This is a genomic window from Paenibacillus sp. FSL W8-0187 (assembly GCF_037969755.1).
GTDB lineage: Bacteria > Bacillota > Bacilli > Paenibacillales > Paenibacillaceae > Paenibacillus_AQ.
In genome coordinates, this window is record NZ_CP150206.1 from 3,658,843 (window position 1) to 3,682,106 (window position 23,264).

Here is a 23,264-nt window from a genome sequence, read left to right on the forward strand (position 1 = left end):
CGGTTGTTAAAACAGCTCCATTTCATCAATTAACGGGGCTTCCTAACAGAGGCTCCATTTGTGGAAACGATCGAATAAGCGTCGGTTTCATGATAACATCGTGAGTCGGCGCTTTTTCTGTGGGGATTTTTCCAAACAGACGATGGTCAGATTCAGAGACGAATTATTCAAGTAACGGAGAACGATACTTGAATGACAGAAAAAAGCAGGCCAAGACTGAATTGTTCCAGTTATGGCCTGCTTTTTATGATGTTCCCACAAGAATACATTGAATACATGTAAACAATGTGCAGAGCCTTATATTTCAAGGGGTTTTCACGTTCGAGTATAGATAACGTTAAAATGTTGGCGGAACCCCTTTAAGCGGATCATGGTCTTATAAAACCCTTTAATGGCGGACAGAAACAGTTGCACCGTTTTGAAACTTTTAATCGTCAAATACACGCCTTCATGGCCCTCTCTGCCGCGGATCTTACAGCGCATCAGTTCTATCAAATACTGCCTTACGGCTTCCTTACCAGCTTCTGATTCGTCATCCCACCAGACCTTTCTGGCCTTGTAGTGACTTTTGTACTTTAACCAATAAAAGAACGGTTCCAGGACGTTTAAATAAGCGATCACGGAGCTCTCACTGATCCTGTTGACCTGATCGTGATAAAACTCAGTCAGAGGAATGAATGCCTCCTTCGAATCGTCAAATACTATGAGGCGATATTTGCTGCTCACTTCTTCCGGACAGTTTACATGGAAAAACGAAGCCATTTCCTTCTCTCCTCCCCACCTTCATCTTCACTGTCGGTCAATATAAATGAAAAAAATCCACCTGCGGAGAGCAGAAGGATTTATTGAGGTTACGGTTCAATGTCCTCAATCTCAATCGGCGAGTGCAGATCTGTCTTGTCGCTATCCTTTATCGTGACAGGTCCGTCAATCATCGTATGGTTGCTCGGTGTTCTTTCTACCATCTCTTGCATATTATCCCAATGTTCAACAATCAATCCATTCTCAAAACGGAAAATATCAATGATGATTTTGGGGCCAAAGAACTCATATACGGAATGAAGTGCCACATAATCTCCATCCACCAAAGCACGCTTAATACTTACCTTCGTACCAATTTCCTTTAAATGGTCAAGCGCACCAAGCATGGCCGCACGACCATCAGATAAGCCTTGATTATGCTGAATATATTGATCTGGATGAACGTAAGCCGTAATTGCTTCAGGGTTGCCGCTCTCAAAACTTTCCAGCACAGCGATTGCCTTAAGGACAAGCCCATTTTGGTTTTTTGATGTCATTTGTATATCCTCCTTGGTGTTTATAGTCATTTGATAAATAATGAACGATTTGTTGTTTATTTATCTATCGCTCATTACAATGGAGGTTAATATCACGCTCAATATTCAATATTTATAGGTTTGAAGGATAACAGACAACTCATCAAACATTGTCGCTTAACTGCTCTAAATAAATTTAGGGGACTGAAAATAATGAACAAGAGAACCGACCTAAGAATACTTCGCACGAAGCAATCGATTCGAAAGGCATTTTATGAGCTTATTCAGGAAAAAGGATATGAAGCCATAACAATCCAGGATATTGCCGATCGGGCTATGATCAATCGAAATACTTTTTATCTGCACTACCAAAATAAACCTGATTTATTGGATAGGTGTATGAATGAATTGTTGAGCGAACTAAAGGATGCCGTTGTTCTTTGTCCCATCAGCATGAATCCCTTCAGTACTTCTATACTTGAGACCGTCATGCAAACTGTACTGGAACATATTTCTCTCAACACTACCTTTTACTACGCCATGTTAATTGAAGAGAATAGAATCTATCAGTTTCGAGCAAAAATGGAGAATATCATTAAAGACAAATTAAATGAGGGGTGGAATCCTACTCAGGGACAATCCCATTTAGCGATATCCAAGGAATTGCTGCTCGAATATCTCGTTTCGGCTTTCATGGGGATTGTTATTTGGTGGATTAAAAACGATCGGCCTCTTCCTGCGGATGAAATTTCATCTCAGTTAAGTAGAATTGTTACCTATGGGCATTTGAAAGCTGCGGGCATCCCCGTCGAGGAATAAAATTAGCGAGGGGCGCTATCGTGCCCATTAGCTTAATGAAATTGCATGGAAACATAGTTAATACTTATCTAATCAGTAATCTGCTCATGTTCTTGTCCTTTTCGGCAATCGGTGCAAGTTCTTGTCCTCGACTCGGGACAAGAACTTGCACCGATAAAACAAAAAAAGCCGCTTAGAGCGACTTTCAATGGGACCATGTTCTTGTCCCTCGACATCCTGATACGTTAACTGATTGTGTAATGTTCTTCTTGTCGTTTTTATCTTGAAACATCAAAAATTTAACTCATTGACACAAAAATTATGTCGGCACGCTTTCGTATGTCCCGTTAGTTTAACCACGACCATTTTTCTAAACTAAACTTAATAACTCTTCACGGAGCTCGAAATAAGAATAATTCCATCCCATCTTTGCATAAAAGCGTAATCCAATCAATCCATTATAATATTTAGCCCCAATTAATCTTTCTTTAAAATATGGTATGGTATTACCCATTTCTTGCTGATAATTTAGGTATCTTTGGACCACATCGAGTTTCAAGTGTGTCTTTATGTGCCAGTCTAAAGTTGCGAGGTCGATAAGAAAATCTCCGTATTTACCATTACTATCAATGACTCCAGTTATTCGTTGTCCATTAGATAATATATTATACTGGTGAAATCACCGTGAATAAAATAACGATATGGTTCATTGTAGGTAGAGTAAGCTAACAATCTGTTATAACATTCGTCAAACACATCGTTCTCTAAACAGGATGACTTGAATAAGCTGTGCCAACCTTCCCAGAAGCTACCCGCTTGGTCTTCAGCATAAGTAGCAATAATATGTTCCATCCAAGAATTATAAGTACCGCAGCATATCGCGGACTTTTCCTCTAATATGAATATGAAACAGCATTATAAACGGACTGGAAGGCTCACCAAAGATCGCAGCGTGCTGTAATGATATGTCAAGTCTTCCGGTTTAACGTCAAGACGCAGGTTGGGAAAACGCCGCAATAGAGAGCTGAACGCGATTTGCCCCTCCATGCGGGCAAGAGGCGCCCCTAGGCAAAGATGGATTCCTCTACCAAAGGCCAAATGATCGATCTCTTGTCTTGTGATGTTCAGCCGCTCAGGCCCGTCAAATCGGCCTGCATCCATATTTGCTCCGGCCAGCGAAACCACGACCATCTCGCCTTTTCGAATTTGTGTGCCATGTATTTCGATATCTTCAACCGCGACCCGGCTCGTTATCATGATCGGACCCGCATACCGCAACAGTTCTTCAACCGCAGCCGGCATAAGGGCCGGTTCCTCCTGAAGGATCCGTATTTGTTCGGGGTGTTGAAGCAGCGCCAGGGTTCCGTTACCGATCAGATTCACGGTCGTTTCATGTCCTGCCGTAATGAGCAGCCATATGGTGGAGAGCAGCTCGTTCTCGTTGAGCTTATCTCCCTCATCGTAAGCCTGGAGTAACCCACTGATGACATCGCTCCCGGGGTGCTCTCTCTTTTCGGAAATCAAAGATTGAATGTAGTCAATAAACTCCTGAAGGGCTCCTTGAACTAAACTTTCTTGGCCGGGGTTTAACGCAGCCCGGGCCAGCTTGTGGGTCCACTCGCGAAAACGTGCCTGATGATGGCCGGGGATCCCCAGCATCTCCGATATCACGATGATAGGCAGCGGATAAGCAAAATCCGAAATGAGTTCCATCTTGCCCCGGGTGGCTACCTTATCCAGCAGCTCGTCGGCAATTTGTTGGATTCGCGGACGAAGCTCTTCAATCATACGGGGCGTAAATGCTTTGGAGACCAAACGCCGCAGCCGGGTATGATCGGGAGGATCCACCGTGAGCATATTGGGCATATTCTTGAACCATTCAAGCAATTCATTGACGGAGCTGTTCTGGGGTGAGGCTTTTTGCTGTGAAGAGTACTTTCGCCGATCCGAGAGGAACCGGGTGTCCTTTAAAATTGCCGAGACATCCTCATACCGAAAGGCTACCCAAGCTTCGCCCATGCCAAAAAAGTCATCAAGCCGATAAAGTCCTTCCTGATGTTGGGTCAGCTTTTGGTAAAACGCATTAAAATCACGCATTGTGTCCGGCGATACAAAATCGTTGCTTGTTATGCCTTTCACGGCTGATCACCTCTTTACTTTAGTTTTCCATACCGAATCGGATCATGTCACAAAAAGCGTCCAGTTCCTTCATGAGGCTGCGGGTATAGGTTTCATCAATATAGTTCATACTGTTCGTCTCCTCGAGAAACTTCGTTTCGAAATGTCTGGTAACGGCCATGACGAGCTCGAATGCATGCTTGCGGTTTATGCCTTCGCGAAGCGGCACCTTGTCGAAAAGCCTTACTAGCATCGCTTGACGGGTTACGCTGACCTGACCGTACTTATCCTCGACTTCCTCCTTCAAGCCATCGGGTGTGGCATAAAATGCTTCAAATACTAACTTCCATTCATCAGAATGCTCTCGAAAATAGTCGAGCTTCGCATGGCTTAACTGAGAAATGGCTGTAAAAAAATCAGTGTCTTCCGTCCACTCATCGTAATGGATGCCGGTTCGGACTTTCTCAAAGCAGTGGTCAACTAAGCTAAGATACAGTTTCTTCTTACTCGTGAAATGATGAAAGATCAAAGCTTTGGAGATACCAGCAGCTTCCGCCAACATTTCCGTTGATGTATTCTTGTAACCGTTGCGGGCAAACACGGATAAGCAGGCTTGCAAAATCTTCTCCCGTTCGTAGAGCTGTATCGGCAGATTCATCACCTCTTTTTGAATTTGCTGACCAATTGGTTAGTAAGATCATACAGGATGCTGACCTGCCGGTCAATATAAATGAAAAAAAATCCACCTGCCGAGAGCAGAAGGATTTATTGAGGTTATGGTTCAATGTCCTCAATCTCAATCGGCTAGTGCAGATGTTGTTCCACATCATCGATGGATTGGCGAAGCAGCTTAAGCATCTCCAGGATCTCGCATCTCCTTTCTCCTTCAGTGTAAAAGAATCACTGAATAACTTCTTGTTTAGAAATGCTCCATTTTGTCTAGACATTCAAGGACCACAACGAGAGATCTAGTAACGCTTCAATTCCTCTTCAGACATGTATCATTCCTGACCGATAGAAGGATTTCGCTATCCTTCTTTTTTTTGTCTTTCACTTCACTTTTTTTAAGTAGAATTACGTATAATCAGCGAAGTCTTGTAGGTTTTCGCGATAGGAGCAGATCGCATCCCCTTCAATCTCTGGGTAAGACATTCTGTAACATCCCTGACCATATCGGGAATACAATTGGTTAATGTGGTCAGTTCCGGATTCGTCATCAATCCCACAGGATGGTTATCAAATCCGATGACGGACATTTCTTGAGGCACGGATATCCCCTTTTGCTCTGCAGCTTTCAATAAACCTGTAGCTACAAAGTCACTACCCGTTATCATTCCATCCGGCAATTGTTCAGAAGTAAATAATTGTTCTCCCAAGGCATAACCATCTTCCATCGTCACCAGACCCGTATAACATTGTGATTTCGTACACTCTAGGCCGAATTGTTGGTGAGCCAGTTGAAACCCGTTCCATCTTTTCTCTTGCAATAGTGTCAGGTGATCCATACAGAAAAACAGATGACGGCGCCCCTTGGACAGCAAATATGCTGTCGCTTGAAAGACCGCATCTTCTTCATCCAATCGAAAGACATCGAGAAACTCTCCGTCCATCGCTTCGTTGCATATGATTCCAATGTAAGAACCTATATATTCTTTAATTTCTCTCTCCGAGAAATGGGAATGAGCAATAACCACTGCATCCATTTCTCGACGTAACAATCGGGCATACACATCAAGTTCATGCTCGCGGGATAATTCGGTCTGATAGATGACAAGTTGATACCCCATTGAGCCTAAAGATCGACTTAATGCACTAACAAGCTGACTGAAATAGGGATGCTCCACATCCGGGACAAGCACACCGATATGATTGCTTGCCTGTAGACGCAACTGAACCCCCTGCGTATTGCGGACATATCCCAGCTCCGTAATGGCTTTCTGTACTTTTTGTCTGCTTTCAACTGATACATGTGGATGGTCGTTTAATACACGTGATACCGTCGACTTGGAGAGACCGCTTACACGTGAAATATCAATTATGGTGGGCAAAATTAACACCTCATCTAAAGTATTGACCTGGGAACGTTCCCTGCAACTATGATATCGTTAACAAACTGTAGGAGGAGTCACACTGATGGAAGTCATCTATACCCCCGCTGTAACCGAATATCTGATATTGTTTGATTTTGACGAAACGTATTATCCGCATGAATGTTTGCCTGAACAACTCAACATGGTGTACGAACTGGAACAATACCTCCAGCAGCTTGCCAGAAATCATCAAGTAAAGATAGCTTGGGTCACCGGAAGCAGTGTTCAGCAAATACAAGCAAAAATGAAAATAGCCGGTATGACGCAGCTCCCCCATTTTATAGCGAGCAATCTGGGCACAGAGATGTGGGAAATCGAGCCTGACGGACAACTGGTCACTGTTCCTTCATGGGCAAAAATTATAAGGGCATCCGGATTCTCTCGAAGAGATGTAGAAGATTTAATTAGCGAATTAAAATCAACATTCAACATCGTCCTTCACGAACAGACTCAATTTGGTCAATCCGGATATAAAATGAACTACTATTATTATCCGGTATCAGCAGCCAGAACCCAATATGATATAAGTATCATCAGGCACCTGGCTGCAAATCACGGGATCGGAATTAATATCAATATCTGCAATCCCAAGGCGGGTGATCCGGAGCACGCATATGATGTCGATTTTATCCCCGCAGGAACTGGAAAGAAAGCGGCTGTGCAATTCCTAATGGATTATAGTCAGGTACTCCTGTCCAAAACATTGGCCTTCGGTGACAGTGGAAACGACATCGAGATGCTTCGGATGGTTGCCCATGGATATCTTCTCCAGAACGCTACGGCAGAGGCAAAGTCATGCCACAACAACGTTGCCCCTTATCCTTACGCCGAGGGAATTTTGCATGTATGCAGAAATTTTTTTGGGGAGTAATTCATATTATGGCGTTTGCTCAGCTATTGTACAATACAAATACCGCCGCTTTCCTCTACGGAGAAGGGCGGTATTGACATATTGACGGCTTAACAAGCCTATCAACAGACCACCCATGGTCCCTTTTAAAGCTCCATGCCCCATATTCAATTGCATGTCTTCCTCCAGACCTCTGTATGCATTGGAGGGGTGCAGTCCGCGCAGGGCGGTAGTGAGAGCGGTGAGATCATCTATAGTTCGCATCTGCCTGTCTAAACGCAAGCTGTCCATAATTCATATGTTCCCCTCCGCTTACGTCATACTATACAATTACAAGATGAACTATAGTACTGTCTCATCCAACAAATCACAGATTAAAATTCGTTGAAGCACTACACTCTTGTACCAGATACGTTATCTGTAGTAAAACAGTGATGATTAACTATCTCAATAAGTTAAGGTCCATATAAGCCGGGGCTTTTACTTAAACGATCCTAATGAATATAGTTATGATGTCGTCCACAGCCAACGATTTCGCATCGGCTCCGACAACGATCTTAGGCCATCCTTTGCAGGATGGCCTTTTCTTTGATCTAACTTTATTCAACTAATCTGCCCGTTAGCTTAATGAAATTGCATGGGAACATAGTTAGGTACTTATCTACCGGGAATCGGCTCATGTTCTTGTCCTTTACGGCTATCGGTACAAGTTCTTGTCCTTGACTCGGGACAAGAACTTGTACCGATAAAACAAAAAAGCCGCTAAATTAGCGACTTTCTATGGGACCATGTTCTTGTCCCCCGACATTTGGCATGGGCAATGCTATTTCTCTCTCAAGAATAAATTTCATTCTGTTTGAAAGAAATCATTATTTTTTAACTGTTCAGAGAAAACAAAAAGAATCCCACCTCCAAGAACAATGTCTTAGGGACGAGATTCGTCATGGTGCCACCCCAGTTCACTAATCCGTCTTCAGATTCTGTAACAGGAGCTCCTGTCACACCACCCCCTGAGCAAGTTCAGGTTCCGATGTGATGCTCAGTGACTTGGTTCAACAAGGTATCCTGTACTCCTTTTCAGCAACCGGAGCTCTCTGTAAAAGTACGCCTTGTTTACTCTTCACATCATTGCATTTGTTTAATATTACCAGTTGGATGTTGTGTTTTGTAAATGTGAAAGCGCTGAAGTATCCTGCCCGTTAGCGTAAAGAAACTGCAGTCGATCAACTGGTCGGCTGCAGTTTTATCATTAGTGAGCTATCGTTTCCCGTTAGCTTAATGAGTTAGAGTTTTTTTGCATTTTTAAATCTATGTATCCCGTATCCTTTGAAGTCGGAAGCAAATATTGCTTCCCTAAGCGGATATAAATTTGGTGTGAATCTTAATTCAATTACTTTTAGGAGTAATCTCTCCAATAAAATCTCATATTTTCCAACTGATTTGGGTTTCACTACTTAGCGAGAGTTGTAGTAGCCAGCTGTTTTATCAAGGCTCTGTTCGTAAAGATTGTTGCTAATGGTAAAAAAGAGACAGCTTTTATGCTGTCTCCGATATTCAACTAACGGACCTGATAGTTTAAGTACATTTCTTCACAAAAATGAAATGCTTCTCTCTAAAACCGTTGTCATAACTCACTAAATTACACCAAAAAACCTCACAACAAGAAAGATACTAGTTATCCCCCAAACTGTGGTCCCCACTATAAACCAAATTATAGCTTTGGAGGATGTAATTTTTTTACTTTTCACATTTCTTCTTATAAAAGCAAGAATAACAAATCCGATGATGATGAAAGCAATAGTAATCCAAAATAATAAATTCACTTTCCACCTCCCCTATATTATTTGTAACACATAATTCCAATCATTGTTATTTTTTTCGGGCAAAGCCAATATAAATATGGGCTACCCGGACGATTTTGCTTTTCTTGCAGCAATTGCATATAACAGTGTATTTACGAACTTCACGAAAATTATCAATTTTGAAGTATTCGCGAAATTATTGAACAATCCTGCCCGTTAGCTTAATGAATTAGAGCAGTGTAAAGTAGTTAACTATTTATATATAACCGGTAATCGGACTATGTTCTTGTCCTTTACGGCAATCGGTACAAGTTCTTGTCCTTGACTCGGGACAAGAACTTGTACCGATAAAACAAAAAAAGCCGCTAATAGCGACTTTCAAAGCGTCCATGTTCTTGTCCCCCGACAACTGACACAAAAAAAAGCCCCGAGAATCAGGCTTTTGTACTTTTCGTAATGGGGTCACAATTGTGTCATTAGACATGAAGCACAGGACAAGAACTTCTACCGGAAAGACAGGCCGTAAGGACGGCCCTGTAAGTGCTTCAACACTTCCCGAAATCACTCTTCACGATATATCACACGGCTTGCAGCAGTGACTATGATTGAATAAGCCAATCTGTTTCTAACGCATTCCAGTTTGGCGTAGGCACATCCGACCTTGCCCTCCATTCGGCAAAGTCCTCATTCAAGGCTCTGAGCTCAACAGCTGTCCCATCAATCAACCCGCTAACCGGAATCATGAAGAAAATCTTCAACGCCCAGCGGATTAAATTTGGATAGCCGGTAATCCAAGACGCTTGCTTCACAGGGGTTAACGGGTACCCCAATGATTCAAGTACACGGAAGCCCTCTCCCATCGCCGCCACTAACTGACGCATTCGCCTGTCGTCACGGACAACCTGTTTCATCTGGAAGCTATGGAACAGAATGACCATGTTCATGGGCACGACCAGCACCATGTGGTTTTTCAGCCAGGCATCGATCTGATCATGGTAACTGAGCTTGTACTTGGTTGGCATGAATGCCTGCTCCAGCAAGGAGCGAAACGGAACGGGACCGTTCAGACCCCCGATGACCATCTCCCCATGGCCGCCACGTATGCAAATGACTCGCCCGTCGGTACGTGTACCTGCGGTAGCTTGGAAGCCAAAAGCAACCTGTTTAGGCGACTTTCCATGTTTACTCAAATGGTCCTGCATGGCGTAGGTATTCATATTGTTGCCGACCAATACGATATGACGGCTAACGTTTTCTGCGAGGATTGGTAGCACAGCCTCGAAATCCGAATATTTCATCATGACGAAGATCAAGTCATACGCGTCACCTGAATCTAGTCTGCGAATTACACGAACCCGATCAACTGTTGTCTTGCGCTGAAGGTAATGCCGAATGACCAGTCCCTCCTTTTCCAGTTCCTCCGCTCGCTTTCCTCTTGCCAACACAGTCACGTCATGACCGCCCTTTACTAGGACATGTGCCAGATAGCTTCCCTGCACACCTGCACCGTACACAAGTATATTCAATATTGTCCCTCCTTTTATAATTAACAGTTGTTGAATATATAACATCTGTGTATTACAATCAAGATATCATTGGAACGGATGCAGGTGCAATGGCTAATTGCTTTCATTTCTGTTGAGAAATGAACAACGAATGCTGGATGTGTTCAGGAAAGAGGGGAAAACCATGGATCGGCGCATCGTGCGATCAAGACAAATGATTATGCAAGCGTTTATTGGGCTGTTGGGAGAGCAGGAATTTGAGAGGGTCACCATTCAAGGGATTGCGGATCGGGCCAATGTCAACCGCGGAACGATCTATTTGCATTTTACAGACAAATATGACCTGCTGGAACAGAGCGTGGAAACGTATCTGATGATGCTTGCTGAGAGTTGTGTTCCGGAGGATGGGCCAACCAATGAACTGTCCCGGGACCTGCTGATTCGTGCGTTCACGTATCTGAAAGAGCATGCAGAAATCTATGGCGTTTTGATTACCAATAAAGGTATTCCGACATTCAGACACCGTATGACACAGATGATTGAAGCGAATATAACCTTGGTGGTGAACCAAATGAAGCTAGAAACCGGTATCCACAAGGATGTATTGGCGCAATTCTTATCCGTTTCCATTACGGGGTTGATTGAGTGGTGGGTCGTCCAATCTATGCCATATACGCCAGAAGAGATGGTTGAACAGATGGCTAGAATTTTGGAAGCAAGGCTGCAGCTATGGTAAACGTATTAAATTTGAAGTGTGATACCTGCATAAAAGTTTTGAAATTAAATTAATATTTACATTTTCAAACGGGTTTACAGCCAGTTGAAATACTTCCGAGGACTGAAGTTTTATTGATCCTAATCCAGTCTAGTTTATCACTCAAAAGAGCCCCACCTTTCCTAGGTAGATATTTATCAAATCGGCAATAGTACCATGTTCTAGTTCTTGTCCATATTTGGCAATCGGTACAAGTTCTTGTCCTTGACTCGGGACAAGAACTTGTACCGATAAAACAAAAAAGACGCTAAAATAGCGACTATCAATGGGACCATGATCTTGTCCCTCGACAATTAGCTGCGGTTTGTTGTCATGGGACAAGAACATAGTCCCTTCTAGGTCAAGAACTTGGTCCCTTAGTTGAGGTCATTTCTGCGCATGGCCACTTCACACTAGCCCCATCGATTCACCCCGTCCTAGCAACATACAGTCGACAGGCAGTTATACAGGACTGATCTCACAAACACACCAAAAAACACCCGCAGAAATCCCTCTACGGATGCTCCATGCACAGCTTGTGTATACGATAATCCGCCTATTTCACATCGTGAAATAAGCAGCCTACCTCCATCAAAAGACTGCAGTCCGCTCGGGAGACTCTATGTTATCAGCAACAAATACTACGAAACCAATCCACTCAGCAAATATCTGTTTACTCATATACAATCGCCTCCTTCAGCGCCAAACGCCGTCAATGGACAGAATAACTATAATGATCTTTTGGATCGGGAGCTAGCTTTTCAGCATATATTCAAGCAAGGAGCCGTGAAGACTTAACCAAGTCAATGATTTTATCATATTTTCTTATCTAAGCATTATTCAATGAGCCAACGTTATGCCTGAGATAACATCCCTTTTACAAACAATGAGACACTGTGCTTGTAGAACTCTTCCTCGGTGACGAGTTGGGACTGATAATCCCGGTGAATCAGCTCGCTCATCTGAAATCCATAGCACATCGAGAGAAAAGACATAGCGGAAAGACGCTCATCTTGTATGGCTATGACTTTTTTCTTCTGCAGTCGTTCAAAATATTCAACCAGCAAGGAGTGCAGCTTTACCGGCGGATCGGCCAGCACTCTGTCCAATTCGGGAAGCATTCCTTTGTCGCGGATCCCAATTAAAATGATGTCCGCATTTTTATGGAAAAACAAACGGTACTGCTGGCTTACATTTAGAAGATCGATTTCCGGATTATCGGTCGCATCCTCTCTTAACAGCTTCTCAAATTGCGGGATATCGGAATGTCTTTCAATGATGGCTTCCAATATGCCTTGTTTGCTTCCAAATTGCCGGAAAATCGTAGATTCATTGACTTTAGCTTCCGTTGCAATGGTTTTGGTACTAACGCCCCGATAGCCCTTCGTTTTGATGAGCCGTGTCGCGGCTTCAATGATTCTGTCTGAAGTTTGCATTGTACTTCTCCTTTTGCATATGTTAAACCTATTCTACTACAAGTTTTGCAATATGCAGCAGGATCGGGGTTCATCATTTTCATAAACGTTTATTTAAAGAAAATCGCTTCTTTGTTCCCAGCGGCTTGGTTCCGTAATCTTGACATAATCAGGCACCAATTGCGTGAGCGTGCCTAATTTATCAAATGTAATCTGGATTCGGTCAGAAGGCAATAGCCATTGTTCAGTCTCGATTGCGCAGCAATCCGGTATCGTCCCCATTCCTATAATCGTGCCTGGGACCGGTGTGAAAACTTTGAGAACTTCCTCCATCACTTTTGCAGGGTGTGCAGAATACTCGGATGTGCTTCCCTTCCAATACAGTCTCTCCCCGATGCGTACATCCACATCCAATGCCAGCGGGTTGTCGATTTCATCCGGCGTAACCAGATAGGGTCCTATTCCTTTGCTACGATCAAAATCTTTGCAGCGCGTCGGTCCGGTCATCGCCTGGAAATCCAGCCACTGCACATCACGGATAGTACTGTCGTTAAAAATAACATAACCTGCAATACAGTTCCCCTTCCCTGTAACAAAGGCCAGCTCCGGCTCGATATCCAGATAGGAAGAGTACGAAGGCCAATGAATCGTATCCCCATCGCCAATTAATGCATTATGGTTACACTTATAATAACTGAAAGTTACTTTATTCGGATCTTGCTGGAATTTTTCGGAGATTTGACTTATAAGCTCTTCTCGTTCCGGCCCTGTATATTCTCTTTGCAGCAGATTTACGCCAGCATTTCTCAGATGTCTTGGCGTCAGCCCGAAATCGATAAGCGCAGCCGGATTCGGAACCGGCGGCAGCAGGTTTACCGCTGCAATCGGGCTGATTTCATTTTCATTGAATTGATGAAACTGTTCGATAGCATATTGCATCATTTCCTTAGCGGCATCATAACTTGCCGGTAAATAATGAAGATAGCTGTCCATACTTTCGAGACTGTCAACGAATGTTCCCTGCTTTTTCATGATTGCGACAAAAGACACGACAAATTTCTCGTTAATTACAAGCCCAAACAAAGGTTCCTGGGATGTATTGGTCTGAAAAGTTACTAGTTTCATGGTTAAGCGCCTCGATCCTTGTAGTGTGATGTTGTTCTGTTACTATCATATAGTATAGAATAAATGCATGCAAGTACATGCTTGCATTTTTCTTTCCATTCTCTATAATAAGACTTAGTCAGTAGGCCTTATCCTAAAAACATATACTCAAAGGAGAATTTTTATGAAGTATGGACGTATTATCCAAAAACCTCGCGTTAAATTTTTTGAAGTTGCAGATGGCGTCTTTGCCGGTATTTCGCCATATCGCGGCATCAGTTGGGCCAATGCCGGGTTCATCAACAAGGGTGAAGGGCTGGTGTATGACACGTTCTTCGATTTGTTCCATGCGAGGGAAATGCGGGAGGCTTTTATGGAAGTAAGCAACGGCGGCTCTCCCGCATATGTGGTGAATTCGCACTATAACAGCGACCATGCCTGGGGCAACAAAGTGTTTGAAGATGCTTGCATTATTATGCACAAGGAAGCCTCCAGAGAGCGTCTCACCGAAAATATCGCCTGGATGGACAGCGTCATCAGAAGAGGAAAGGATTCTCCGGAATCGACTTCGGGCGAGCGGTTCTTTGCAGCGGAATTTGAAGGATTCGACCTGGAAGGCGTAGAATGGGTACTCCCGAATATTGAGATAAAGGACGATATCAACATCCGTCTTGGCGATACGGAAGTTATGATTTACAACGTAGCTCCGGCCCACTCTGACAGTGACTTGCTACTGTGGATGCCAAAAGAAAAAGTACTATTCGCTGGCGATGTCGTGTTTAACGGTTGTACAGCGTACAGTGAAGAGGGAACCCTCAATTGGGTTAAAGTACTTGATCGCATTATTGATGAATTTAAACCCGAAATCGTTGTTCCAGGACATGGCGCCATCTGCGGCCTGGACTTCGTGGAGGAGCAAAGAGAATACCTATTGAACCTGATCAGCGAGTTCAACAAGCATTACAATGACGAAATTGATTCCTTGTCCCTGACTAAGCAAATTGATATTTCCCGCTTCCTTCATTGGATTCAGCCAGAACGCTTGTATGTAACAGTGGATATCCTATTGAAAAGCAAACGAGGATTACCACCCCTTCCAAGTTGGAACGAGGTGCCTGCTAAGCTGGAAGACATGAAAGCTTTTTTGGTCGGGAAATATGGCAATCAGATCAAGCCATGGGACCCTATGAGTGTTTGGCAAGAATAGCAATTTGAGGAGCCTACAAAACAAAAAACGGCCCTGTCGCAAACGATGCGAACAGTGGCCGTTTTTTTGAATGATCCACGGAAATAAAATCGGCGCTTAGAACCATGGAGATGGACTAATGACTTACTAGTAGAACTCTATTTAAACGATATAACTAATATTTGATGTTAAGTGTATTTCTCTTCTTTAAAGGGATTCCAAGACTTTTCGCGGTAGCCACCATCACTAAACTGCGCGTTAGTTTAACAAAAATGGCATCTTCTGCTGATGAGATCATATCGGGAATGTAACAAAGTTCTTGTCATTGATCCCTTAAATTAGAAAAACCGCGCGGGACGCAGTTTCTTAAAGGACTAAGTTCTTCGTTACCCGTTAGTTTAATCCAATGCCCTTTGATCGATCGTTTGTTGCACAGATTGATCAATTAGTACCTGAAGTTGCCCGTTAGCTTAACGCGGCTACCGATCTATGCCGACAGCCGCGTTTTAGTTTATTAAGCTATAGAGTTCCGTTAGTTGAGTGGCTTTACAATTCTAAAATCATGTTTGAAAAGGCTTCAGTTTTTCTTGAGTTAGGTGAACTAAGGTTGCTCCTAACGTTTCGTTAACGTGGAGTTTTACACGTTCTTGTTCCTCGACAGATCAAGCTTCCGGCTTAACTGTTATGCCCAACTTCTTATAAAAAGGTTGTATCTGCTGCAACAATTGCTCTATATTCATTTGATCTTCCTTTGACAGCCGTTCAATATGAACACTACCATCCGGATCATATTTTTTCTCGTCATAAGCCCTCAATTCATTTAATAATTTTTGAAACTCATCAAATTCTTCTTTGCTGAATATTTGCCCTGCTTCATCTAGCACTCCATTCCAAAAAGTAGTGCTATCTATAAGTTTAACTTCTCCCTTCGTTGATTGAACTTCATTTAATTTGCGAAAGAGTGGCTCTAGCTCTGCGGTTAACCTTCTATAGTTTTTTTGCTCTCCTACGCTCAATCTCTCAATATGAAAATCCCCTTTTGTATCGGCAATTTTCAAATTAAGGAGGCCCCATTCTTTTAGTAAGGACATCCATTTTGTAAACTCCTCTTCACTGAGGTTTTGTTTGGCGGTCTGCAGCTTTGCCTCCAGCTCATCATATTGCTTTTGAGTTACTCCGATATTGTCCCGCGAACCATAGATGGAATCAGCTATGTAGCTATAACCGGCAAAAGCACCTGTTGGGATTAACAATGTAGCGGCCAAAATACATGCAACGACCCACTTTTTCATTCGTCTTCCTTCTTGAATGTGTCCGACTTTGTTAAGTATTTTTTCCTTGAGCTCCGTTGGTGCGTTCCATTCTTTAGTCTCTTCCTTAAAAGCGGTTTTCAATCTTTCATCGAAACTCATTTTACCCCTCCACCTTTCCCATAGCCAGAATGCTAATTTTCTGTTTTTTGCGCATCTTTTGCAAAGCAGCATGAATCCGTGATTTTACCGTCCCAAGAGGGATTTCTAATGTGGCTGCAATCTCTTCTTGCGTGTAATCATTCATATAATGCAGAATAACAACTAGCTTTAGCTTATAAGGAAGTCGATCTACGCTTTCAAGTAGCGATTGATTCGATAGTTTGTTGACCACCTCACTTGAGATATCATAGACCACGGCTTGATCAATCTGTTCAGCTTTTTTGATGATCCGCATATGTGTCCAACTCTTTCTGCGGTGAGCCTGAATTTGCCGCATGACCACTCCCATTAACCAAGGCCGAAACGGCCTGCTTACGTCAAACTTTTCAAGAGACCGGTATAATTGAATATAAATCTCCTGAATGACATCCTCTGCATCTGATGGTTCCCGAATAAGGAAATAAACAGTATTGTAAACGTCCTTAATGGTTGCTTCATATAACTCGCCAAACGCATCACGGTTCCCGGCCAACGTAAGCGAAATAAGCCTTGCATATTCAGATGGATGATTCATCTGCTACCTCCTCCCCTTCGGTCTTACAGTATATATTGGTAATAATTATAGATATCGTTCGAATTATTTCAAAATATAGGACAAGAACTTGTACCGATAAAACAAAAAAGCCGCTAAATTAGCGACTTTCAATGGGAACATGTTCTTGTCCCCCGACATTTGTCGGAATGTTTATTTTGATTTCTGTTCTGTCGTGTCCTCCTTCATGTATAGATCTCTCCCCCTCCCCAAAAAAACCTTACCAAGTTTTTTTGGTGGAATCTCTAAAAAAACTTGCCGTTACTTGTGACACGGTTCACCATAACGGTCATAACGGCGAAATTTTTGTTTACAATGAAATAAAATAAAAGTACCCCAGGCAAGAGCTATAAAGAAATCAATGCAGTAAAAAGACACTGATATTCTATTCATCAGTGTCTTTTTTGTTGATATTTTCCACCAACATCATGTTTCATCGTTGAACTCAGACTAATTCACATTAGCCCTATTCGCTGTAACTGACTTCACTTTCTTGTAATCATTTCAATCAGAGAGTTGTAAATTAAAGCAACTTAATTAGCTCTTCTAGCTCATCAACCAATACTTTTGCAAATTCAAAATTAGTATCTTTTAAAGCCATTTCTATTTTCATTTCAACTGCTTTTTTGTTTTGTTCCGCTTCTAAATAGTCTTTATCAAAGTGACTAGCGTAAATCATCTGTTTAAATTTTTTCATAGTCATTTTTCTAATCGTCTTATTGTCAATGATTAATACATAATCCATACCATTTACAACAGAATAGAAATCATGAGATATCATGAGAATTGCACCTTTATAGTCTTCAATGGCTTTTTCCAGTGCAATTTGTGTATATGTGTCTAAATGGCTTGTCGGTTCATCAAGAAGCAATACGTTTGCATTACTAGCAGAAACTTTAGCCAATTGAAGTATGTTTTTTTCTCCACCAGATAGTGATTCAATCTTTTGATTAACGATTTCGCCTTCAAAGCCATAGTTTGAAATATACGATCTAACTTCATCATAAGTTTTAAAACCAGCATCGATGAATTCTTCTAGTATTGTATTGGAATCTTTTAGTATTTCGCCTTGATTCTGAGATAAATAAGCCACCTTAACATCATCATTTATTTCAATGGAATCATGATTATTGTTAAAGATATCTCGGAGTAAAGTCGTTTTCCCTGTACCGTTTGGACCAATAATGGCTACTTTATCCGTAGATTTTATCTCAAAGCTCACATTCTCTAAAAGCAGTTCATCAAAGGCAACACTATAATTATTGACTTTTACAACAATGTTGTCTTCAATTTCATTCTCAATACCGAAACTGATATTCGGTTGCTTAATATCAACAAATGGTGCCTTAATTCTACGCGCTTCCAATCTCTCTTGAAATCTAACTCTAGCTTTTAACGCTCTACCTCTAGATGCATCTGAATTAATAGTTGCGATAGCTCTAAGATTATCAATAATGTTATCGTATCTCTCAATTTCTTCAGCTTCAGCGACTGCGATTTCTTGCAACTCAATTTTTGTCTGAAGTAATGAGAAGTTATACTCAATATATCGCCCATCAAACTCTTGGATCTCTGTGTTTTCAAGGTGAATAATTTTGTTGAAACAATGATTCAATAGATAACGATTGTGCGTAACAACTAGCAGTATGCCTTTGTGAGTATTAATAAGTTTTTTAAGCGCATTTAGGTTCTCAAAATCTAAAAATACATCCGGCTCGTCCATGATCATTAAGTCTGGACTATTAAGCATTTCCTTCATTACTTGAATAAGTTTGAATTCCCCGCCGCTCAGGTCGGATACCCTAACATCTTTTAGCTTCAAGAGGTTTGCTAGATTTAGCTTCTTATTAATGTTACTCTCAAAATTATCTCCGCCCATTGCATCAAATGCGTCTAAAGCGAATTGATACTTTTCGAGTAACGGCTCAATATCCGATGATGTTTCCATTTCATTACAAATAGATGTTATTTCATTTTGTAGCTTAATAAAATCTTCTCCGATATATTCAAAAACAGTTGTTTCTTTAGTTCTGTCTAGTTGGGAGAACTGACTTACATACCCAATTTTGCAGGTTGGATCTATCTCTAACGTGCCTTCGAACAAATATCTTTCTGGATCCATCAGTATATCGATCAGTGTACTTTTACCACTGCCACTAGTTCCAATAAAAGCGCAATGCTGTGCCTCTTCTAACGTAAATGAAATGTCTTTATAAAGTTCTTTTTGTGGAAATGAGAAGGATAAGTTTTCAACTTTTATCATAGTAGTGCCTTTCTTTATAACTAAAATGGTGACTATTATTAAATGTATTGTCGAACACAGACTTTTAGAGTAACACTCTTTACTACCAAGTTCAATCCATTTTCAGCCCTTACCCTCACTTCGAAATTCTAATACTTTCTTTAGAATGGTGGCTTGTTGGACGATTTTCAGAATCAACCATTGCTTACTATAATGAAGATCCATCAAAAACGACGTTTACAGAAGATGACTGGACCAATGAAGACAGGGAAGGCTTGTTCGACCACAATATGGTTTCAAAATCGATGGAAGAAGAAGCAGCCTGGACGTTTATCCAATCCCATGAAAATACATCAAACAAAATCATGACAATGATCCACCCTACGCATATTATGGGACCAAGCTTTGTGCCTTGGCACAATGATATGATTTATGCCAAGCTTCGCGACGATAGAGCTATGGCAGATTCGCAACTATATTGGGTTGATGTGCGCGACGCAGCGGCAATGAACATTGCGTTGATGAAATCTATGGGTCGCGGACATAGAATCGACGAACTCCCCAAGTTACTATGTTTTTGTCACCCGACAAATAGGACCATCCCATAAATTGAATAAAATAGAGCTAAAAAAGAAGACATTCTTCCTAAAAATGGGGTTGAATGTCTACTTTTTTGAAGTTTATACATACTCCTTAAGAAAAACGTAAGTTCTTCAGTGCCCTCTCCTATAGATTGAAGCTTTTTGCATGGTATGGAGCCGAGCTTAAACAGTTGAGAACCCTGCAGCTCCCTTCGGATCGTCAGTTGATTTCTATGGTCAGGGAGCTTGTGAAATTCGCCCCCGGCTCCAGGGTGATTATTCCCTCTTTAGCTTGAAGTTCACCTTCAAAGACGTCCATATCCGCTACTCCTTGCCAAGGCTCGATGCATATGAAGGGAGCGTTCAAAGGCTGCCAGATGCCGAGGTCGGGAAAACCCTTATAGGTGACAACTACGCTTTTGGCGGAGTGCTTGCTTCTAAGCGAAATCTGCCGAGAGCTCACATTTCGGAAAATCAATGCGCCTTCGGCGAACATTTCATGGGATAACGGCAGGATGGTCTCTTGTTTCAGAACGGGCTCCGATTTGCCGCTGATCAACAGGCCGTCCGAATTCAAGAACAACCTTTCAAGGTTTTCCGATTCAGCGAACTCCAGATAGTAATCGCTCAGGCTACCGTTGTCATCAAGCGGACAATTGAACGCCGGGTGGGTCCCGAGCTGGAAAAAGAGATCCTGAACATCGCTATTTTCCACCCGGTAACTAAGTTCCAGTGTGCTTACATTCAGTTTATATGTAATATATAGGTTGAATTTATAAGGATAACTGGCCAGGGTTTTCTCATCATAAGAGAGGCGGTAAACCGCGTGGGTGTCGCTTTCTTGGACCAGCGTAAATTCGCTGCGTCTGGCGAATCCGTGATTGCCGATCTTATAGGCTTTACCGTCCACCTTAATCTCTCCGTTCCGGGCCGCACCAATAATGGGAAACAGCACCGGAGAACGGCCTGTCCAATACGTGGCGTCACCGCTCCAGATGTATTCAGCTTCCGGATCCAGCTTTCTGAAGCTGATCAGTTCCGCCCCAAGGGTATTAATCTCAGCTTCCGCCGAGCTGCTACGCAAAATTTTATTCATTGTTGTACTCCCCTTTCATACTTATAGTCCAGATACCCATATTATATCAAAGTTCTTCTTGAGGGAGTTGAGAAAACGACAGCCAATTCATCAGCTGCCGTTTCTTCGTGCTTATTGAGCTATCGTTCTCCGTTTGTTGAATCCATCTAAACAACTTTTAGGACGAAATAATAAAAAGCATCACCGTGAGACAGGTTCTCTACATGTTCATCCATCCACCATACCCCGTATGAATAGAAATATGTCCCTTTTTGTGTAGGTGCATGAAAGCTATTTTCTTTCACTTCAACTTCTTCAGATATGTCTTCATAGATTTGGTTGACATGGTGTTTGTTCGGTTGCGGCTCATAATTCATCACAAATGTAATAACTTCACCAGGCTGTACAGTAACTGGATTTTCACCTTTTAAAAGCTCAACTGGACCAATTGTATCCACACATCTGCTTTGGTTTTTTGAGTCCCAACAATATGTGCCGAGTTTTGTCTCATACATTTGTTCACCAATCTGAATTTCAGCCTTAGGCGGTTGCTCTTCCTCAAGCACCTTGTCCATTGGCACTAAATCATCACCATTTGGTTGAGCGCTAGAACAACCAACTAAGCCCATGAGAACGAGAGTCATTACAAAAGGCAGTAGAAATTTCTTCAAATTTAACACCCCCAGTTTAAATAACGACGTTTACTGTTCAAACGAAAGAACAGATAGTTATGTTGCGATGAGGAAGTAGTAGGCAATCTTTATGGCGCACCTTTTTCTAAAATCCCGTCTCGTCGTCATTAAACTAAACTGCCAATTAGTTGAACAAAGGCAGCCGATGACAATGACCGGCTGCCTTATTTTCTTTATTCAACTAATGTCCCCTGTTAGCGGAAGTAAATTCAAAGCTAAGTTTCACCCTAGCTACCCCACCATACGTAGTATGTGCCAAGCATCTGTTTGAGTTCATTGATCGTCGCCAGGATGTCTTGCGAAGTTTCGGCAATCGAAACGTCTCCTATAAGCGGCATCGCGAGATAGAGTTTGCTCAAAATTGTTTTTTCCGCTGTAACGTTAGGTTTTTCCCGTGTTACGCGGATTCGCCACGATTCCATAAGAAGCCTTTCATACTCTTCACGTATGCTTCTTCCATCGTTACAAAGCAACTGCTCGATATGCATATCCGTCATGTTAGGCAAGTTAGTTACATCAAGATCACCATTGATTATTAAGCAGCGAACCAGCTTTCGCATCATCGCGTTTATGCCGATATTGGCCGTGGATACTTGCATACGAGCCTCTTCCCATATTAGCTCAGTGACAAGCTTGCCTCCTTCTGGTGTAAACTGAAGGCTACCATTTCTATAATTCATATCGTTTAAAAGTTCACCAGTTGAAATAGGCAAATAACCACCAATATAAGCACTCCGAACCCAAGAGTCCAAATGATCAGCATGGACTGTGCCTTCCTTATTCCTTAAAATGCTGCGTCGTGAACCATCAATATAGTCCATGACTTCGACGGCGTCGATATTCGCCTGGGAAAGAATGTTAACGATCTCATCTGAAAATACGGCCTCTCGTGTCCATTTGTGATGATCAACCCCCTCTAGGGAATCTAACGTTTGACTGAAAGGTGGATGCCCGATGTCATGCAGCAGCGCCGCTACCCGCAGCACACGGTTGTCCGGTTCAAAATGAGCTGTAAGTGCAAATACCCCTAGTGTTTGCTGCAAGCGACTGAATGTATGGTGGGAGTTGATGAAAAACGCACCGCCATGCCGAACTAAGTGAAGCCGCCGCAACATTATGCTTCTCAATAGCGCTTATTCTTCATTGAGTAGTTGAATTGGTAGCCGCCATAGAGGCTCATAGACTTCGTCTAGAGCACCGTCAAGTCTTAACCGATAGTCCATTTTATTAAATCCCCCTACTATTTCTGGTTTTGTCATACAAACAAACGGCTGCACTTACAACCCACATCTCAAGAATCCTCCTTTCAGGAAGGTGGATTCAGTGTCTTCTTTTAGTACTTTTATGGAGGCTACTCTATAATGTAGTCACATTTGAGTCAAAATCCTACAATGTGGCCACTTTTGTGCATTTTTTGATGACACAAATTATTCTACATAAAAATAAAAAAGCCTGATATGTCAAGCTTTTCGCAAATAATAAATGTAGACACTTTTGTGTCATTAGACACTTCTAATATGATGTGCCACATTATATAATGTCGGCCCTGCACAAGGCAGCCGATCATTATGACCGGCTGCCTTAATAATTCAATGGGCCAACTAAAGATAATACCCCTCGTCTCCATGGACTTTTAGATAGTCTCCCATTGCCTTCAGATCAAAACGTATCTGTAGCGGTCCTTCATCATTCCATGCACCGATATGAATGTGCGGGTGTCTTGCGTATCCGTTGTTTCCAACTCTTGCAATAACATCGCCAGCCTTTACCT

The 23,264-nt window shown here is 42.2% G+C and carries 21 protein-coding genes and 1 other annotated feature; of the genes, 5 read left to right on the forward strand and 16 right to left on the reverse strand.

From position 1 onward, the window contains the following. Window positions 1–315: 315 nt before the first annotated feature. Window positions 316–762, reverse strand: a complete 447-nt coding sequence (locus MKY48_RS16375) for a hypothetical protein (protein WP_339273339.1) — start codon at window positions 760–762, stop codon at window positions 316–318. Window positions 763–851: 89 nt separating this feature from the next. Then, entirely contained in the window at window positions 852–1,298 is a 447-nt protein-coding gene (locus MKY48_RS16380; RefSeq protein ID WP_339273341.1) for a nuclear transport factor 2 family protein, read from the reverse strand. A gap of 192 nt (window positions 1,299–1,490) precedes the next feature. On the opposite strand from MKY48_RS16380, the gene MKY48_RS16385 reads away from it, so the two are divergent. Next, a complete protein-coding gene (locus tag MKY48_RS16385; RefSeq protein WP_339264671.1) occupies window positions 1,491–2,096 on the forward strand; it encodes a TetR/AcrR family transcriptional regulator in 606 nt (201 codons plus the stop codon). Between the two features lie 894 nt (window positions 2,097–2,990). Here the strand turns inward: MKY48_RS16385 and MKY48_RS16390 are convergent. The 3 genes from MKY48_RS16390 to MKY48_RS16400 all read right to left on the reverse strand — a co-directional run bounded on the left by MKY48_RS16390 (window position 2,991) and on the right by MKY48_RS16400 (window position 6,241). Next, the gene (locus MKY48_RS16390) at window positions 2,991–4,214 is read right to left on the reverse strand and encodes a cytochrome P450 (RefSeq protein ID WP_339264672.1); all 1,224 of its coding nucleotides are present in this window, start codon (window positions 4,212–4,214) and stop codon (window positions 2,991–2,993) included. A gap of 19 nt (window positions 4,215–4,233) precedes the next feature. Continuing rightward, window positions 4,234–4,851 carry a TetR/AcrR family transcriptional regulator gene (locus MKY48_RS16395; RefSeq protein WP_339264673.1) on the reverse strand — a complete coding sequence of 206 codons (618 nt, stop codon included), beginning with the start codon at window positions 4,849–4,851 and terminating at the stop codon, window positions 4,234–4,236. 406 nt (window positions 4,852–5,257) lie between these two features. Next, the gene (locus MKY48_RS16400; protein ID WP_339264674.1) at window positions 5,258–6,241 is read right to left on the reverse strand and encodes a LacI family DNA-binding transcriptional regulator; all 984 of its coding nucleotides are present in this window, start codon (window positions 6,239–6,241) and stop codon (window positions 5,258–5,260) included. 85 nt (window positions 6,242–6,326) lie between these two features. Here MKY48_RS16400 and MKY48_RS16405 point away from each other — a divergent pair, with 85 nt between their 5' ends. Then, window positions 6,327–7,154, forward strand: a complete 828-nt coding sequence (locus MKY48_RS16405) for an HAD-IIB family hydrolase (protein WP_339264675.1) — start codon at window positions 6,327–6,329, stop codon at window positions 7,152–7,154. 6 nt (window positions 7,155–7,160) lie between these two features. Here MKY48_RS16405 and MKY48_RS16410 read toward each other — a convergent pair whose 3' ends face one another. From MKY48_RS16410 to MKY48_RS16420, 3 genes are all read right to left on the reverse strand, one after another. Then, window positions 7,161–7,424: a hypothetical protein gene (locus MKY48_RS16410; protein WP_339264676.1), complete on the reverse strand. Its 264-nt coding sequence runs from the start codon at window positions 7,422–7,424 to the stop codon at window positions 7,161–7,163. 633 nt (window positions 7,425–8,057) lie between these two features. After that, window positions 8,058–8,271: a binding site (T-box leader), on the reverse strand. A gap of 145 nt (window positions 8,272–8,416) precedes the next feature. Then, entirely contained in the window at window positions 8,417–8,584 is a 168-nt protein-coding gene (locus tag MKY48_RS16415) for a DUF6886 family protein (RefSeq protein ID WP_339264677.1), read from the reverse strand. A 950-nt stretch (window positions 8,585–9,534) separates the two neighbouring features. Further along, entirely contained in the window at window positions 9,535–10,461 is a 927-nt protein-coding gene (locus tag MKY48_RS16420) for a 2-dehydropantoate 2-reductase N-terminal domain-containing protein (RefSeq protein ID WP_339264678.1), read from the reverse strand. A 163-nt stretch (window positions 10,462–10,624) separates the two neighbouring features. Between MKY48_RS16420 and MKY48_RS16425 the strand changes: the two genes are divergently transcribed. Then, window positions 10,625–11,176 (forward strand): TetR/AcrR family transcriptional regulator, encoded by a 552-nt coding sequence (locus MKY48_RS16425; RefSeq protein ID WP_339264679.1) that lies wholly within the window; start codon window positions 10,625–10,627, stop codon window positions 11,174–11,176. An 872-nt stretch (window positions 11,177–12,048) separates the two neighbouring features. Here MKY48_RS16425 and MKY48_RS16430 read toward each other — a convergent pair. Both MKY48_RS16430 and MKY48_RS16435 read right to left on the reverse strand, forming a co-directional pair. Next, complete coding sequence (locus tag MKY48_RS16430; protein WP_076323511.1) at window positions 12,049–12,630, reverse strand: TetR/AcrR family transcriptional regulator; 582 nt, start codon at window positions 12,628–12,630, stop codon at window positions 12,049–12,051. Between the two features lie 93 nt (window positions 12,631–12,723). Next, window positions 12,724–13,734 (reverse strand): fumarylacetoacetate hydrolase family protein, encoded by a 1,011-nt coding sequence (locus MKY48_RS16435; protein ID WP_339293446.1) that lies wholly within the window; start codon window positions 13,732–13,734, stop codon window positions 12,724–12,726. 163 nt (window positions 13,735–13,897) lie between these two features. Here MKY48_RS16435 and MKY48_RS16440 point away from each other — a divergent pair, with 163 nt between their 5' ends. After that, complete coding sequence (locus MKY48_RS16440; protein ID WP_339264681.1) at window positions 13,898–14,920, forward strand: MBL fold metallo-hydrolase; 1,023 nt, start codon at window positions 13,898–13,900, stop codon at window positions 14,918–14,920. Window positions 14,921–15,561: 641 nt separating this feature from the next. Here the strand turns inward: MKY48_RS16440 and MKY48_RS16445 are convergent. From MKY48_RS16445 to MKY48_RS16455, 3 genes are all read right to left on the reverse strand, one after another. After that, window positions 15,562–16,311: a DUF3600 domain-containing protein gene (locus tag MKY48_RS16445; RefSeq protein WP_339264682.1), complete on the reverse strand. Its 750-nt coding sequence runs from the start codon at window positions 16,309–16,311 to the stop codon at window positions 15,562–15,564. Between the two features lies 1 nt (window position 16,312). After that, a complete protein-coding gene (locus tag MKY48_RS16450) occupies window positions 16,313–16,885 on the reverse strand; it encodes a sigma-70 family RNA polymerase sigma factor (protein WP_339264684.1) in 573 nt (190 codons plus the stop codon). Window positions 16,886–17,426: 541 nt separating this feature from the next. Beyond that, window positions 17,427–19,166 (reverse strand): ATP-binding cassette domain-containing protein, encoded by a 1,740-nt coding sequence (locus tag MKY48_RS16455; protein WP_339293447.1) that lies wholly within the window; start codon window positions 19,164–19,166, stop codon window positions 17,427–17,429. 284 nt (window positions 19,167–19,450) lie between these two features. Here MKY48_RS16455 and MKY48_RS16460 point away from each other — a divergent pair, with 284 nt between their 5' ends. Beyond that, window positions 19,451–19,753 (forward strand): hypothetical protein, encoded by a 303-nt coding sequence (locus MKY48_RS16460; RefSeq protein ID WP_339293448.1) that lies wholly within the window; start codon window positions 19,451–19,453, stop codon window positions 19,751–19,753. Window positions 19,754–19,946: 193 nt separating this feature from the next. Here MKY48_RS16460 and MKY48_RS16465 read toward each other — a convergent pair whose 3' ends face one another. The 3 genes from MKY48_RS16465 to MKY48_RS16475 form a co-directional block, all read right to left on the reverse strand. Continuing rightward, window positions 19,947–20,822 (reverse strand): aldose 1-epimerase family protein, encoded by an 876-nt coding sequence (locus MKY48_RS16465; protein WP_339293449.1) that lies wholly within the window; start codon window positions 20,820–20,822, stop codon window positions 19,947–19,949. A 146-nt stretch (window positions 20,823–20,968) separates the two neighbouring features. Continuing rightward, on the reverse strand, window positions 20,969–21,472 hold the full coding sequence (locus MKY48_RS16470; protein WP_339293450.1) for a hypothetical protein: 504 nt from the start codon (window positions 21,470–21,472) through the stop codon (window positions 20,969–20,971). 248 nt (window positions 21,473–21,720) lie between these two features. Then, window positions 21,721–22,608 (reverse strand): HD domain-containing protein, encoded by an 888-nt coding sequence (locus tag MKY48_RS16475; RefSeq protein ID WP_339293451.1) that lies wholly within the window; start codon window positions 22,606–22,608, stop codon window positions 21,721–21,723. Between the last annotated feature and the right edge of the window lie 656 nt (window positions 22,609–23,264).